Below are 14,884 nucleotides of genomic sequence, written 5' to 3'. Positions count from 1 at the left end.
GCCTCACCGGACACCTAAAGAATATCCTCAGCACGGCAGAAGTATTCCGGTAGCGGCATGCGAGTTTCAGGCATGCCGCTACTCGTGAGAAACTAACCCGGTGACTCAAACAACGGTGCCCGTAATTTTCGATCTGGACGGCACCCTTGTCGATCCAGCCGGCGGTATCACAGGAGGAATATCCGCGGCCCTGCGCGAAATGGGCCTCCCCGTTCCGGAACAGGCCGTGCTGAAGGCCATGGTTGGCCCCAAGCTCAGCGATGCACTCCTGCATTTAGCGAATGTCCCGGCGGAATTGGTCGATGAAACCATTTCCCGTTACCGGCAGCATTACAGGGAAACCGGTATTGGCCAGAGCAAGTTGTATCCGGGAATCTTCGACCTCCTTGAATTCTTTGCCGAAACAGGGCGGGCCGTCGCAGTTGCAACCCAGAAGCCCCAAGGTATTGCCCGGATTGTCCTTGAGCATCACGGTATTGCGGATTTCTTTGTGTCCATTAGGGGAGCTGCAGACGACGAATCGCTGGCGGCTAATTCCGCGTCCGGCAAGATCGAGATTGTTGGCGCAGCCTTGGCGGATCTCCACTCCCAGCCTGCTGTGATGGTGGGAGACCGGCACCAGGACGTTGCCGGAGCAATGGCCAACGGCCTGGATTGCATTGGTGTACGTTGGGGCTTCGCCTCGGACGGCGAGCTGGAGGAAGCCGGTGCGGTCGCCGTGGTCGGCACCGCCCTTGAGTTGCGAACCAAAATTGAAGAACTTGACGCTGTCCGCGCGGCGGCCCTGAGCGAGGTACAAAACGATGGCAGTCTTTGATGCGATCCGCTGGACTACGCGTGGACTGATCTCCACCACGTGCCGGCCCACGGTCATTGGGCTGGAGAACGTGCCCACGGAAGGCCCGTTCATCGTAGCGCCGAACCATCTCTCTTTCCTGGACAGCGTGATTGTCCAGGCGCTCATGCCTCGTCCAGTGGCGTTCTTCGCCAAGGCGGAGTATTTCACGACCAAAGGCGTTAAGGGCGCTGTGATGAAGTCCTTCTTCGAAGCTGTCGGTTCCATCCCGGTTGAACGCGGTGAACAGGCAGCGAGCGTGCAGGCGCTGAAGACCCTGCTGGACATCCTGGAGTCCGGGAAGGGCATTGGAATCTACCCCGAGGGCACCCGGTCCCGTGACGGCATCCTGTATCGCGGCCGGACCGGCGTCGGTTGGTTGGCACTCACCACGGGCGCACCTGTGATTCCCGTGGGGCTGATAGGCACGGAGAAACTGCAGCCGGCGGACAAGAACGCCGTTCGCCCCCAGCACTTCACCATGAAGGTTGGCGAGCCGCTGTACTTCGACAAGACGGGCCCGGACCATTCCCTACCCGCACGCCGCCAGGTGACGGACAAGATTATGGATGCCATCGCTGCCCTCAGCGGTCAGGAACGGTCCACAAGCTATAACCAAAGCAAATCGGTGGACTGAGCGCCTGGCGCTGGCTGTCGGTCCAGTTCACTAGACTGGAATGGTGGCAAATCCAGCAAGTTACCGCCCGCAGACGGGTGAAATTCCTACCACCCCGGGCGTCTACCGTTTCCGCGACCCCCACGGCCGGGTCATCTACGTGGGCAAGGCCAAGAACCTCCGTTCCAGGCTGAATTCCTACTTTGCCAACCCCTCCGGGCTTCTACCCAAGACCCACGCCATGGTCCATGCCGCGAGCAGCGTGGAGTGGACCGTTGTGGGCAGCGAGTTGGAGTCGCTACAGCTGGAATACACCTGGATCAAGGAATTCAAGCCTCGTTTCAACGTTGTCTTCCGGGACGACAAGACTTATCCCTACCTGGCCGTCACCATGGGGGAGAAGTACCCCAGGGTGCAGGTCATGCGTGGCGAACGCAAAAAGGGCACCAGGTATTTCGGCCCCTACACGGCTGGCGCCATCCGGGAGACCATGGACACCCTTCTTCGCGTGTTCCCGGTCCGCAGTTGCAGCGCAGGTGTCCTCAAGCGGGCGCAAGCCAGTGGGCGCCCCTGCCTTCTGGGCTACATCGACAAATGCGCGGCACCCTGCGTCGGCCGCGTGACGCCTGAGCAACACCGTCAACTTGCGGAGGACTTCTGCGCCTTCATGGGTGGGGAAGCCAAGCGCTTCATCAACCGGCTTGAAAAAGATATGGCGGCCGCTGTCGCCGAACTGGACTACGAGCGCGCCGCACGGCTCAGGGACGACATCATCGCTCTGCGCAAGGTCTTCGAACGCAACGCCGTAGTCCTCGCGGAGGATACGGACGCCGACGTCTTCGCGCTGCATGAAGACGAGCTTGAGGCCTCCGTGCAGGTGTTCCACGTCCGCGGCGGCCGGGTCCGCGGACAGCGCGGCTGGGTGGTGGAGAAAGTCGAAGACGCCACGACGCCGGAACTCATCGAGCACTTGCTGCAGCAGGTCTATGGGGAGGACAGCGAGGTCCAGGGCCGCATCCCGCGGGAAGTGCTGATTCCGGAAAATCCGAGCAACCATGCCGAGCTGAGTGAATGGCTGGGCGGGCTCCGCGGGGCAAAGGTGGATATCCGCGTGCCCCAGCGAGGTGACAAGGCTGCGCTCATGTCCACGGTCCGGGAGAATGCCGAGCAGGCGCTGAAGCTGCACAAGACCCGCCGCGCCGGGGATATCACCGTCCGCTCGCTGGCCCTTCAGGAGCTTCAGGAGGCCCTGGAGCTTCCAGTTCCGCTGCTTCGGATCGAATGCTTCGATATCTCGCACGTTCAGGGAACCAACGTGGTGGCGTCCATGGTGGTGGTCGAAGACGGTTTGCCCAAGAAGTCCGATTACCGCAAGTTCTCCATCACGGGAGCTGCGGCAGCGGACGATACGGCCGCCATGCATGACGTCCTCACGCGCCGCTTCCGCCACTACCTCACGGACAAGGCCGCCCAGGTGCCCGTCTCCGGCGAAATCATCAACCCGACCCGTGCGGGCACCGCCGCAGCTGCCAAGGGAACTGAAGCGCCGCCGTCGGACCCCACCATGCCGGCCCCAAAGGCCAAGTTCGCGTACCCGCCCAACCTGGTGGTGGTGGACGGCGGGCAGCCGCAGGTCAATGCTGCAGCGCGTGCTTTGGCTGAGTTGGGCATCGACGACGTCTACGTGGTTGGCCTGGCAAAGCGCCTTGAAGAGGTCTGGCTCCCCAACAGCGATTTTCCGGTGATCCTTCCCCGGACGTCGCAGGGCTTGTACCTGCTCCAGCGCATCCGCGATGAAGCCCACCGCTTCGCCATCACTTTCCACCGGCAAAAGCGCGGCAAGGCAATGACGGTCTCTGCCCTGGACGGCGTTCCGGGCTTGGGAGAGGCCAAACGCAAGGCCTTGGTGGCGCATTTTGGTTCCCTCAAGAAGATCCGGGCGGCCAGTGTGGAGGAACTTACCTCTGCCAAGGGCATCGGTCCAGCGTTGGCAGCTGCGGTCGTGCAGCATCTGGGTTCCAGCGAAGACGCAGGTGAAGCCGCTCCCGCCGTGAACATGACGACCGGCGAAATCCTCGAATCTTAGCTAGGGTAAGAACTTGACCGGTGGCCGCGATTGCGATGCCACCGGTCAGGCTGTAACAACCACTTCCAAGGAAACGGGGACCACTGATGGATGAGGCAACGGCAGGAGCCGGCGCGGAGCAGGACGGACTAACGCCCGTCAAGCCGGCGGAGGCGGAACTGCTGGTGGTTACCGGCATGTCGGGGGCGGGCCGCAGTACCGCTTCGGACGCCTTGGAGGACCACGGTTGGTACGTTGTAGACAACCTTCCTCCCCAGATGCTTGGCACCTTGGCGGAAATTGTCTCGCACGCGCCCAAATCCATTCCGAAGCTGGCCGTAGTGGTGGATGTCCGAAGCAAGGACCTTTTCACTGACATCCAGACCGCCCTGGGTGCCTTGAGTGCCACCGGCATCACTTTCCGGGTATTGTTCCTCGATGCCAGCGATGAAGTCCTGGTCCGCCGGTTCGAACAAGGCCGGCGTCCCCATCCGCTGCAGGGCGGTGGACGTATCCTCGACGGAATCGGCATAGAGCGTGAGGTCCTGCGAGAACTCCGGGAGCATGCCGACGTCGTTTTGGACACCAGTGAGTTCAACGTTCACGGCCTTGCAACTGCCATCACTGAATTGTTCAGCGATACCGGACCTGTGACGCTCCGGCTCAATGTCATGAGTTTTGGATTCAAGTACGGCTTGCCTGTTGACGCCAACTTCGTGGCCGACGCCCGTTTCATTCCCAACCCGCACTGGGTGCCACAACTTCGTCCCCACACAGGATTGGATGAGGATGTCAGCGACTACGTGCTCGCCGCTGACGGGGTCCAGGAATTTGTCGACCGTTACGTCAAGGCCCTGGAACCGGTCCTGGACGGCTACCGCCAGGAGAACAAGCATTACGCCACCCTTGCTGTGGGATGCACAGGTGGCAAGCACCGTTCGGTGGCAGTCGCCGTCGAGCTCTCCAAACGCCTCGCGCAATATCCGCGCGTTACCGTCACAACCACGCACCGCGACCTGGGGCGTGAGTAATGGGAGTCCTCACAGGTCCGTTGCCCCTCATCCCGCCCAAGGGCGTTCCGGGCAGCCAACAAAACAAGAGTCCATCCGTGGTGGCCCTCGGCGGCGGACACGGACTGGCGGCCTCGCTCTCCGCGCTTCGTCTGTTGACGTCAGAACTGACGGCAATCGTCACGGTAGCTGACGACGGCGGCTCCTCCGGGCGTCTACGGGACGAGTATGGTGTCCTGCCGCCCGGCGACTTGCGGATGGCACTGAGCGCGCTCTGCGACGACACCGACTGGGGGCGCACATGGCGGGACGTCATGCAGCACCGATTCGCTGCGGGAACCGCCAAGGGCGGTTCCCTGGACCACCACGCGATGGGAAACCTGCTTATCGTCACCCTCTGGGAGCTGCTGGGGGATACCGTGGCCGGCCTCAAATGGGCTGGGGCATTGCTGGGCGCGAGGGGCCAAGTCCTGCCGATGTCCAGTGTTCCTTTGACCATCGAGGGCCAGGCCCGGGTGGAACTGCCCGGCGGGGGACACGAACTGCAGACGGTCAGCGGCCAGGCGAAATGCGCGGTTGCTGGAAAACTGGAGGAAGTGCGGCTGCTGCCCGAGGACGCCCGAGCCTGCACTGAGGCGCTCACCGCCATCGAGCTCGCCGATTGGGTCATTCTCGGACCAGGGTCCTGGTACACATCGGTATTGCCCCATTTGTTGCTCCCGGAGCTTCGGCAAGCCTTGGGCGATACTGCAGCCAAACGCTGCCTCACCATGAATCTTGATGTCGAAACCAAGGAAACGTCCGGCATGACGGCGGCCGACCACTTGGATGTCCTTCGACGCTACGCACCGGAGTTCAGCGTCGACGTCGTGCTCGCCGATCCCTCGGCGATCCAGGACCTGAAGGCCTTTGAGAAAGCAGCGGGGATGATCGGTGCGGAAGTGGTGTTGGGTAGAGTAGGGGCTTCGAGGCGCCGCCCCGTCCACGATCCACTGCTCTTGGCGGCGGCGTACCACGATATTTTCGGGAACAGTTAGGAATACACACGCGATGGCACTTACCGCGTCGGTCAAGGACGAACTGTCCCGGCTGGACATCAAGAAATCTTCAGTCCGTAAAGCTGAGGTTTCGGCGATGCTCCGCTTTGCAGGGGGCTTGCATATTATTTCGGGACGAATCGTCATCGAAGCTGAGGTGGACCTGGCCTCGACTGCCCGGCGCCTGCGCGCCGCGATTGCCGAGGTTTACGGACACCAGAGCGAGATCATCGTGGTCTCAGGCGGCGGCCTGCGCCGGGGCAGCCGCTACGTGGTCCGTGTTGTCCGTGACGGCGAAGCCCTGGCACGCCAAACAGGACTCCTGGACGGTCGCGGCCGTCCGGTACGCGGCCTGCCTTCTGTAGTTGTCAATGGCTCTGCGGCCGATGCGGAAGCCGTCTGGCGCGGAGCTTTCCTGGCCCATGGATCCCTCACCGAACCCGGACGTTCCTCGTCCTTGGAGGTAACCTGTCCCGGGCCGGAGTCCGCGCTGGCACTCGTGGGTGCTGCACGGCGGCTGGGCATACAGGCCAAGGCCCGCGAGGTCCGCGGCGTCGACCGCGTGGTTATCCGCGACGGCGACACGATCGCCGCGCTCCTTACCAGAATGGGCGCACATGACGCCTTGATGGTCTGGGAGGAGCGGCGCATGCGCAAGGAAGTCCGGGCCACTGCCAACAGGCTGGCCAACTTTGATGACGCCAACCTTCGCCGTTCGGCGCAGGCTGCCGTGGCGGCCGGTGCCAGGGTGGACCGCGCGCTTGAAATTCTGGGCGATGACGTTCCGGATCACCTGAAGTATGCGGGGGAGCTCAGGGTCGCCCACAAGCAGGCAAGCCTGGACGAGCTGGGCCGCCTTGCGGATCCCCCCATGACCAAGGACGCCATTGCGGGCCGGATACGCCGCTTGCTCGCGATGGCTGACAAACGCGCACTCGATCTCGGAATTCCCGGTACGGAAGCAAATGTGACTCCGGAAATGATGGACGAGTAGGTCCCGCCCATAGAATCGAGATCGTGTGGAGGAAATACTGTGAGGCCGCAGCGGGTTGTTGCCGGTGGCGGCAGGAGCAGGCTTCTTCCCCAAGGATTTCCGGCTGGCCTGCCGGCCGGATGAACACAACGAGAGTTACCAAACCGGACTTCGGTCCATTACATTGGAGGATTTCGTGACAGAGTACGTTCTGCCCGAGCTCGGCTACGACTACGCAGCTCTTGAGCCGCACATTTCGGCGAAGATCATGGAGCTGCATCACAGCAAGCACCACGCTGCGTACGTTGCAGGCGCCAACAACGCCCTCAAGCAGCTTGCTGAAGCCCGCGAAACGGGTGACTTCGCCAACATCAACCGCCTCTCCAAGGACCTCGCGTTCCACACCGGCGGACACATCAACCACTCCGTGTTCTGGAACAACATCTCCCCGGACGGCGGCGACAAGCCTGAAGGCGAACTCGCAGCAGCCATCGAGGACGCTTTCGGTTCATTTGACGCTTTCCGTGCCCAGTTCACCGCTGCCGCACTGGGTCTGCAGGGTTCCGGTTGGGCCTTCCTGGCGTACGAGCCCATCGGTGGCAACCTGGTCATCGAGCAGCTCTACGATCAGCAGGGCAACGTCGCCGTTGGCACCACTCCGCTGCTCATGCTGGACATGTGGGAGCACGCCTTCTACCTGGACTACGTCAACGTCAAGGCTGACTATGTCAAGGCATTCTGGAACATCGCCAACTGGGCAGACGTCGCCAAGCGCTTCGAAGCAGCCCGCGCCAATGCTACGGGCCTCATCGTTCTGTAGCTGGTGAGCCCCGGTTCACGTTGATGTAACAAAAGTCACATTAACAGTGAAATGGGACCAAATACTGGAAAGCCTGCCCCCGCAGTTGCGGGGGCAGGCTTAGTTAAACGTAAGATGGGTCACGGAAGGCGGTTAGCCTTCAGCAACGTGGCTGGTCGCCCTCCGATCTGATAATCACCTCTGCCCAATGACGTGCGGGGTCTGTTAGTTGGAAATAAAAATCCGACTCACTAGGCGTGCTTGCAAGAGCACCAAGGAGATTGACACACAGTGACCACCCGTATTGGTATCAACGGCTTCGGCCGCATCGGCCGTAACTACTTCCGCGCAGCACTGGCCCAGGGCGCAGACCTTGAGATCGTCGCAGTCAACGACCTCACCAGCCCCGAGACCCTCGCCCACCTCCTGAAGTACGACTCCGTCGGTGGCCGTCTGACCCAGTCCGTGGAAGTCAAAGAGGGCAACCTGATTGTTAATGGCCAGTCCATCACTGTCCTTGCCGAACGCGATCCCGCCAACCTTCCCTGGGGCGAGCTCGGTGTCGACATCGTCATCGAGTCCACCGGTTTCTTCACCAAGGCCGCAGCTGCTCAGAAGCACATCGACGCCGGCGCCAAGAAGGTCCTCATCTCGGCACCTGCCAGCGACGAAGACATCACCATCGTCATGGGCGTGAACCACGAGCTCTACGATCCCGCAGCGCACCACATCATTTCCAACGCATCCTGCACCACCAACTGCCTCGGCCCGCTGGCCAAGGTAGTCAACGACGCCTTCGGCATCGAGCGTGGCCTGATGACCACGGTTCACGCCTACACGGCTGACCAGAACCTGCAGGACGGCCCCCACGGCGACCTCCGCCGTGCCCGCGCTGCCGCCATCAACATGGTTCCTACCTCCACGGGTGCGGCAAAGGCCATCGGTCTGGTCCTGCCCGAGCTCAAGGGCAAGCTCGATGGCTACGCCATCCGCGTTCCCGTCCCCACCGGTTCCGCCACGGACCTCACGGTCACTGTTTCCCGCGAAGTTACGGTCCAGGAAGTCAACGCTGCAGTCAAGGCCGCCGCTGAGTCGGACCAGTTCGCCGGCATCCTGAGCTACACGGATGCTCCCATCGTTTCCTCCGACATCGTTGGCGACCCCGCTTCCTCGATCTTCGACTCCGGCCTGACCAAGGTCATCGGCAACCAGGTCAAGGTTGTTTCCTGGTATGACAACGAGTGGGGCTACTCCAACCGCCTCGTCGACCTCACGGAGCTCGTCGCATCCAAGCTGGGCTAGGGTAGACACATGACATCTCACACCCTCAACGAACTCATCGCTGAAGGTGTCCGCGGGCGGTACATTCTGGTCAGAAGTGACCTTAATGTGCCGCTCGACGGCTCTACAGTGACCGACGACGGCCGCATCAAGGCCTCCCTCCCGGTCCTAAAGAAGCTCTCGGACGCCGGTGCCCGTGTGCTCGTAACCGCCCACCTCGGCCGCCCCAAGGGCGCTCCTGAGGAAAAGTACTCTTTGAAGCCCGCAGCCACCCGCCTCGCGGAACTCGCGGACTTCAACGTCCAATTGGCTGCTGATACCGTTGGCGAATCCGCCAAGGAGCTGGCAGCTGCATTGCAGGATGGCGAAGTACTCATCCTGGAAAACGTGCGTTTCGATGCCCGCGAGACCAGTAAGGACGACGCGGAGCGTGGCGCTTTCGCTGACGAGCTGGTTGCCCTCACGGGTGACAACGGCGCGTTCGTGGACGACGCCTTCGGGGCGGTCCACCGCAAGCACGCCAGCGTTTACGACGTCGCAACGCGGCTGCCGTCTTACCTCGGCGACCTGGTGCACACCGAAGTGGAAGTTCTCAGGAAGCTCACTGCAGACACCCAGCGGCCTTACGTTGTTGTCCTCGGCGGCTCCAAAGTCTCGGACAAGCTGGCTGTCATCGACAACCTGCTTGGCAAGGCAGATACCATCCTGGTTGGTGGCGGCATGCTGTTCACCTTCCTGGCCGCCGAAGGCCACAAGGTAGCTGGCAGCCTCTTGGAAGAAGATCAGATTCCTGTCGTTCAGGACTACCTCAAGCGCGCCGCTGACGCCGGTACGTCGTTCGTGATTCCCACGGACGTCGTGGTTGCAAGCCGTTTTGCGGCCGATGCCGAGCACGAAGTGGTCCGCGCGGATGCTATAGAGGAAAGCTCGTTTGGTGCCTCCGGCATTGGACTGGACATCGGGCCCGAATCCGCGTCAGCTTTTGCGGCGCAGATCGAAGGAGCCAAGACCGTGTTCTGGAATGGCCCCATGGGCGTCTTCGAATTCGAGGCATTCTCCAGCGGCACGCGGGCCATCGCGCAGGCCCTGACTGACACCGTGGCCTTTACGGTGGTCGGTGGCGGCGACTCAGCCGCAGCAGTAAGGACCCTCGGCTTCGAGGATTCCCAGTTTGGCCACATCTCCACCGGTGGCGGGGCCAGCTTGGAATATCTTGAAGGCAAGGAACTTCCGGGCCTCAGCGTCCTGGACCGCTAAACAGCAATCCGGCCGGCAGGACGCCCACGCGTCCTGCCGGCTGTTCCATTTATCAACGCATTCTTGGAGTTCATGTGACTACCTCTGCCAACGGCAACTTTGTCCGAAAGCCCTTCATCGCAGGCAACTGGAAGATGAACATGGACCATGTCCAGGGCATCACCTTGCTTCAGAAGCTCGCCTGGACCCTCTCGGACGCCAAGCATGACTACAACCGTGTAGAGGTTGCCGTCTTCCCTCCGTTCACTGATCTCCGCGGCGTGCAGACGCTCGTACAGGGCGACGAACTTGACGTCGTTTACGGCGGTCAGGATCTGTCCCAGTTCGACTCCGGCGCCTATACCGGTGACATCTCCGGCCAGTTCCTCAGCAAGCTGGGCTGCGCCTATGTCCTGGTGGGGCACAGTGAACGCCGCACCATCCACAACGAGTCCGACGACGTCCTGAACGCAAAGGTCAAAGCCGCGTTCCGCCACGGAGTCACACCGGTCCTTTGCGTCGGTGAAGGCCTCGAAATCCGTCAGGCAGGAACACACGTGGAGCACACGCTGGCCCAGCTGCGCGCCGGTGTCGAAGGCCTCACACCGGAACAGGCCGCTGAGCTTGTGGTCGCCTATGAGCCCGTGTGGGCTATCGGAACCGGCGAAGTTGCAGGCCCGGAAGACGCACAGGAAATGTGTGCTGCCATCCGCGTCGAACTTGCCAAGCTCTTCGACGAGGGCGTAGCTGAAAAGACGCGCCTTCTGTACGGAGGCTCTGTCAAGGCTAACAACGCTGCCGCCATCATGGCAGAAAACGATGTTGACGGCCTGCTTGTGGGTGGCGCCAGTTTGGACCCAGCTGAGTTTGCTAACATTGTCAGGTTCGAGAGCCACCTCGTCACGGACTAGTCCGGCTCCCGTTTTCCGCTTCTTCGAAAGGCCGTCGTGGACGTTCTTCATGTCATTCTGCAGATCCTGCTGAGCGTAACCAGCCTTCTGCTGACGCTGCTCATTCTTCTCCACAAGGGACGTGGAGGCGGTTTGTCCGACATGTTCGGTGGGGGAATGAGCTCCGGATTGAGCTCTTCCGGCGTTGCTGAGCGGAACCTGAACCGCTTCACCATCATTCTTGGTGTCACCTGGGGAGTCGTCATCATCGGCCTGGGCCTGATCATGCGCTTCACCTCGGGCGGCGATTCCTAAAAGTTTGCGTAGGAAGGCTCCTGCAAGGGAGCCTTCCCAGCACTTCTGAATCATTCGGCACCAAACACCAGTGCCGCCGTCGTACCCCTCGCATTAGACTGGGCCTGTTGGCCGTAAGGCCTACGGGCCGTGACGGCCAACCACCGAGTCGCTAGGGGTTCGAAAATGGTTCATGGCACGCCTGGTTACCGGGGCACCCGCGTTGGTGTAGCACTGGGATCTGCTCCGCGACATCAAAGCGACCACGGCGATGGAGAACAACTGCCGCGTATTCGTGTCCCGTATTGGTGCGCCAAGGGACACGAGACGCGGCTTGTTTTCCTTAAACTGCCGGACGAACAAATACCGAAGAACTGGGACTGCCCAAAGTGTGGCCTCCTTGCATCGAGGGACCCCGGCCAGGTTGCGGAAACCCGGCCGGAGGACGACCTCTTCAAGTCCCACTTGGATTACGTTAAAGAAAGACGCTCCAGCCAGGACGCCGAAATCGTACTGGCTGGAGCGTTGGAGCGGTTACGCGCCCGCGGGGTCCTTCCGGACCAACTGCTGGGGGACACGTGACGCTGCATTCTCGTCGATGAGCCAAAGGGTCCTGGAACGCCCAACGGGGCCTGCTGCGGGGACCTGAACAGGGTTGGCACCTGCCAGGGCAAGGCCCACGGCACCGGCCTTGTCCTCGCCCGCTACCACCATCCAGATCTCCTGCGCAGTATTGATGGCGGGCAAAGTCAAGGAAATGCGCGACGGCGGGGGCTTGGGTGAGTTTTCAACGCCCACCACTGTACGGTTCTTCTCCCTGATGGCTGCCTGCTCCGGGAAAAGGGAAGCGACGTGGGCGTCTGGGCCTACACCGAGCAGGAGTACATCGAAGCGCGGCAGGACACCGGGCTCCTCCGGACGTGTATCGGACATGTCAGCTGCATGCTCTGCCTCTGCTGTTGCCTTCAGCCTGTCGGCATAATCAGCCGCAGCGTCATCAGCCGATGCGAACTCGTCCGAAGAACCCGGCTCATGGATGCGGGCAGGATCAACAGGAAGGTGCGCGAGCAGGGCCTGGTGTGCCTGGCGGGTATTGCGATCATCGCTGTCCGCGGCCACAAACCGTTCATCACCCCACCAGAAGTTCACCTTGGACCAATCGACAGCTGGTGCCGCAGCAGAATCCGCCACCGCCTTCAGGGTGCCAATCCCGACAGTGCCTCCTGTCAGGACCACCGTGGCCTCACCGTGCTTGTCCTGGACATCCACGAGCTTGGTGATCAGGCGGGCCGCAATGGCCGCCATGAGCACCTTGGAATCGGGGTGGATGCTTACTCTGGGCTCAGCGTGCACTGGTCTGGACTCTCCTCTGACTGGTTAATGGCAGTCCCATCGTAATCACTTCTCCGAAAACTTCGTCCGGGTCCAGCCGGCGGAGTTCTTCGGCGAGGCAATCTTTCAGGCTGCGTCGGGGGAGGGTGATGCGCTGGGCAGGCTGGCCGGGCTGCGTCAGCTCGGCCACGGACAAACCGGGGCGGAAAAGCTGAACGTCACCGCTGGCACGCGTCATGCGGACGCGGCGGATGCCCGTACCCGCCGGATCGGCAACGATCGTTACCGGCGCCTGCAGGGCAAGGCCCAGCCAGGCTGCGAGGAGCAGGGTGCTGGGGGAGTCCGAAGCACCTTCAACGGCTACGGCGGAGACGGGGTCGTTGTCCACTTGGTCGAACACGGCTGCGAGCTGCATGCGCCAGTTCGTCAGGCGGGTCCAGGCGAGGTCGGTATCGCCGGCTTTGTAGGTGGCGCGGATGTTCTCCAGTGCCTTCGCGGGGTCGGGCTCGTTGGCCGAATCCGTGATCCGGCGGTGCGCGATGCGGCCGATCGAGGTCTCGCACGCGCTTTCCGGGGCGCCGTGCGGCCACCAGGCCACGATCGGTGCGTCCGGAAGCAGCAGGCCTGCCACCAAGGACTCACTTTCGTGGGCCATGTGTCCAAACCCTCGGAGGACGATAACTTCGGAAGCACCGGCATCCCCGCCAACGCGGATCTGCGCGTCAAGGCGGTCCGGTGCCTCCACCCCGGCGTCGGCGAGCACGATGATGCGGCAGGGGTGTTCGCGGCTGGCCTCGTTGGCCGCCTCGATGGCGTCTTCTTCCTGCCCGGACTTCGTGACAACCACCAGGGTCAGCACACGGCCCAGGGCGATCACGCCGCCTTGTTCCCTTAGCGACATGATCTTCTTGGAGATCTTGGAGGTGGTTGTGTCGGGAAGATCTACGATCATGGCCTTCTCCAGGTTCGTCCATCACGGGCAAGGAGTTCATCGGCTGAAGCCGGTCCCCAGCTACCGGGTGCGTACGGTTGCGGTTGTTCTTCCAGGCCCGCCCAGTACTCTTCGAACGGGTCCAGGATCTTCCAGGACAGCTCGACTTCCTGGTGGCGCGGGAAGAGCGGCGGTTCGCCCAGGAGTACGTCCAGGATGAGTCGTTCGTAGGCTTCGGGGCTGGACTCGGTGAACGAGTGGCCGTAGCCGAAGTCCATCGTGACGTCGCGGACCTCCATTTGCGTGCCCGGGACCTTGGAACCAAACCGGATTGTGGCGCCCTCGTCAGGCTGAACACGAATCACCACGGCGTTCTGGCCGAAGTCGTCGTCGTTGTGGTCCCTGAACAGCAGGTTGGGTGCACGCTTAAAGACGACCGCGATCTCGGTCACTCGACGGCCAAGACGCTTGCCGGCGCGAAGGTAGAACGGGACACCGTTCCAGCGGCGGGTGTTGATGTCCACGCGGATCGCAGCATACGTTTCGGTCTTGGAATCAGCCGGAATGCCGTCCTCATCCAAGTACCCCAGTACCTCTTCGCCGCCCTGCCACCCACCGGTAAATTGTCCCCGCGCCGAATGCGTGGACAAATCATCGGGCAGCTTAACGGCCGCGAGGACCTTTTCCTTCTCGGCACGCAGGTCATCCGCGTTGAAGGAAATAGGCTCTTCCATCGCCGTCAAGGCCAGCAACTGCAGCAAGTGGTTCTGGATGACGTCGCGGGCCGCGCCCACGCCATCGTAATATCCTGCACGGCCACCGGTGCCGATGTCCTCGGCCATGGTGATCTGGACGTGGTCAACGTAGTTGGCGTTCCAGAGCGGTTCGAACAACTGGTTCGCGAAGCGCAGCGCCAGGATGTTCTGGACCGTTTCCTTGCCCAGGTAATGGTCGATCCTGAACACGGCATCCGGTGGGAACACTGACTCGACGATGTCGTTGAGCTGACGGGCTGACTCGAGGTCGTGACCGAACGGCTTTTCGATAACCACTCGCCGCCACTGGCCGGGCTTCGCCTGAGCCAGGCCATGCTTGGAGAGCTGGCGACAGACCTGCTCGAACGCCTTGGGCGGGATGGAGAGGTAGAAGCCATGGTTGCCCCGCGTGCCGCGGGTCTCATCCAGCTCCTCCAGCACGTCGCCGAGGCGCTCAAAGGCGTCGTCGTCGTCGAAGTCGCCCTGAACGAAGCGGATGCCCGAAGCCAACTGTTCCCAGACAGCTTCGTCAAACTTGGTCCGCGCGTGGGCCTTGACGTTCTCTTTCACCTCAGCGGCGAAGTCGGCGTTGTCCCACTCGCGGCGTCCGAACCCAACCAAGGCAAAGCTTGGCGGAAGCAGGCCGCGGTTGGCGAGGTCATAGACCGCAGGCATGAGTTTCTTACGGGCGAGGTCGCCGGTGACTCCGAAGAACACCAACGACGACGGCCCAGCGATGCGGTTCAGGCGCCGGTCCCGCGGATCCCGCAAGGGATTCCGCAGGCTGGCGTTCTTCCTGCCGTTTTCAGTTTCTGGCATGTTTGGTTTTG

At 62.0% G+C, this 14,884-nt stretch carries 15 protein-coding genes; 12 read left to right on the top strand and 3 right to left on the bottom strand.

Going from position 1 to position 14,884, the window contains the following annotated elements; all coding sequences use genetic code 11:
• Window positions 1-100: 100 nt before the first annotated feature.
• The 12 genes from AB4Y87_RS16565 (at window position 101) to AB4Y87_RS16510 (ending at window position 11,618) form a co-directional block, all read left to right on the top strand.
• Window positions 101-817, top strand: coding sequence for an HAD hydrolase-like protein (locus AB4Y87_RS16565; protein ID WP_442005399.1), 717 nt, complete (start codon window positions 101-103; stop codon window positions 815-817).
• Entirely contained in the window at window positions 804-1,472 is a 669-nt protein-coding gene (locus tag AB4Y87_RS16560; RefSeq protein WP_309926194.1) for a lysophospholipid acyltransferase family protein, read from the top strand. The genes AB4Y87_RS16565 and AB4Y87_RS16560 overlap by 14 nt, the downstream gene beginning before the upstream one ends.
• A 43-nt stretch (window positions 1,473-1,515) precedes the next feature.
• Complete coding sequence (gene uvrC, locus AB4Y87_RS16555; protein WP_442005398.1) at window positions 1,516-3,537, top strand: excinuclease ABC subunit UvrC; 2,022 nt, start codon at window positions 1,516-1,518, stop codon at window positions 3,535-3,537.
• An 86-nt stretch (window positions 3,538-3,623) separates the two neighbouring features.
• Window positions 3,624-4,547: an RNase adapter RapZ gene (gene rapZ / locus AB4Y87_RS16550; RefSeq protein WP_442005397.1), complete on the top strand. Its 924-nt coding sequence runs from the start codon at window positions 3,624-3,626 to the stop codon at window positions 4,545-4,547.
• Window positions 4,547-5,563: a gluconeogenesis factor YvcK family protein gene (locus tag AB4Y87_RS16545; protein ID WP_442005396.1), complete on the top strand. Its 1,017-nt coding sequence runs from the start codon at window positions 4,547-4,549 to the stop codon at window positions 5,561-5,563. The genes rapZ and AB4Y87_RS16545 overlap by 1 nt, the downstream gene beginning before the upstream one ends.
• Window positions 5,564-5,576: 13 nt before the next feature.
• Window positions 5,577-6,557, top strand: coding sequence for a DNA-binding protein WhiA (gene whiA / locus AB4Y87_RS16540; protein WP_018777554.1), 981 nt, complete (start codon window positions 5,577-5,579; stop codon window positions 6,555-6,557).
• 175 nt (window positions 6,558-6,732) lie between these two features.
• Window positions 6,733-7,356, top strand: a complete 624-nt coding sequence (locus AB4Y87_RS16535; protein WP_223932880.1) for a superoxide dismutase — start codon at window positions 6,733-6,735, stop codon at window positions 7,354-7,356.
• 270 nt (window positions 7,357-7,626) lie between these two features.
• Window positions 7,627-8,637, top strand: a complete 1,011-nt coding sequence (gene gap, locus AB4Y87_RS16530) for a type I glyceraldehyde-3-phosphate dehydrogenase (protein WP_431115204.1) — start codon at window positions 7,627-7,629, stop codon at window positions 8,635-8,637.
• A 9-nt stretch (window positions 8,638-8,646) separates the two neighbouring features.
• The gene (locus AB4Y87_RS16525; RefSeq protein WP_442005395.1) at window positions 8,647-9,873 is read left to right on the top strand and encodes a phosphoglycerate kinase; all 1,227 of its coding nucleotides are present in this window, start codon (window positions 8,647-8,649) and stop codon (window positions 9,871-9,873) included.
• Window positions 9,874-9,947: 74 nt separating this feature from the next.
• Entirely contained in the window at window positions 9,948-10,763 is an 816-nt protein-coding gene (gene tpiA / locus AB4Y87_RS16520) for a triose-phosphate isomerase (protein WP_442005394.1), read from the top strand.
• Window positions 10,764-10,799: 36 nt separating this feature from the next.
• Window positions 10,800-11,057: a preprotein translocase subunit SecG gene (gene secG / locus AB4Y87_RS16515; RefSeq protein WP_442005393.1), complete on the top strand. Its 258-nt coding sequence runs from the start codon at window positions 10,800-10,802 to the stop codon at window positions 11,055-11,057.
• A 165-nt stretch (window positions 11,058-11,222) separates the two neighbouring features.
• On the top strand, window positions 11,223-11,618 hold the full coding sequence (locus tag AB4Y87_RS16510; protein ID WP_442005392.1) for an RNA polymerase-binding protein RbpA: 396 nt from the start codon (window positions 11,223-11,225) through the stop codon (window positions 11,616-11,618).
• Here the strand turns inward: AB4Y87_RS16510 and pgl are convergent.
• Genes pgl through zwf form a run of 3 tightly spaced genes read right to left on the bottom strand, consistent with a single transcriptional unit; the run spans window position 11,571 to window position 14,873 of the window.
• Entirely contained in the window at window positions 11,571-12,389 is an 819-nt protein-coding gene (pgl, locus tag AB4Y87_RS16505; RefSeq protein WP_442005391.1) for a 6-phosphogluconolactonase, read from the bottom strand. The two genes, AB4Y87_RS16510 and pgl, sit on opposite strands and share 48 nt — an antisense overlap.
• Entirely contained in the window at window positions 12,379-13,320 is a 942-nt protein-coding gene (locus AB4Y87_RS16500) for a glucose-6-phosphate dehydrogenase assembly protein OpcA (protein WP_442005390.1), read from the bottom strand. The genes pgl and AB4Y87_RS16500 overlap by 11 nt, the downstream gene beginning before the upstream one ends.
• Window positions 13,317-14,873, bottom strand: a complete 1,557-nt coding sequence (zwf, locus tag AB4Y87_RS16495) for a glucose-6-phosphate dehydrogenase (RefSeq protein WP_442005389.1) — start codon at window positions 14,871-14,873, stop codon at window positions 13,317-13,319. The genes AB4Y87_RS16500 and zwf overlap by 4 nt, the downstream gene beginning before the upstream one ends.
• Between the last annotated feature and the right edge of the window lie 11 nt (window positions 14,874-14,884).

The organism is Paenarthrobacter sp. RAF54_2 (assembly GCF_052113945.1).
Taxonomy (GTDB): Bacteria; Actinomycetota; Actinomycetes; order Actinomycetales; family Micrococcaceae; genus Arthrobacter.
Note: the sequence above shows the minus strand (reverse complement) of the source record. Positions and strands in the feature narration are given on the sequence as shown.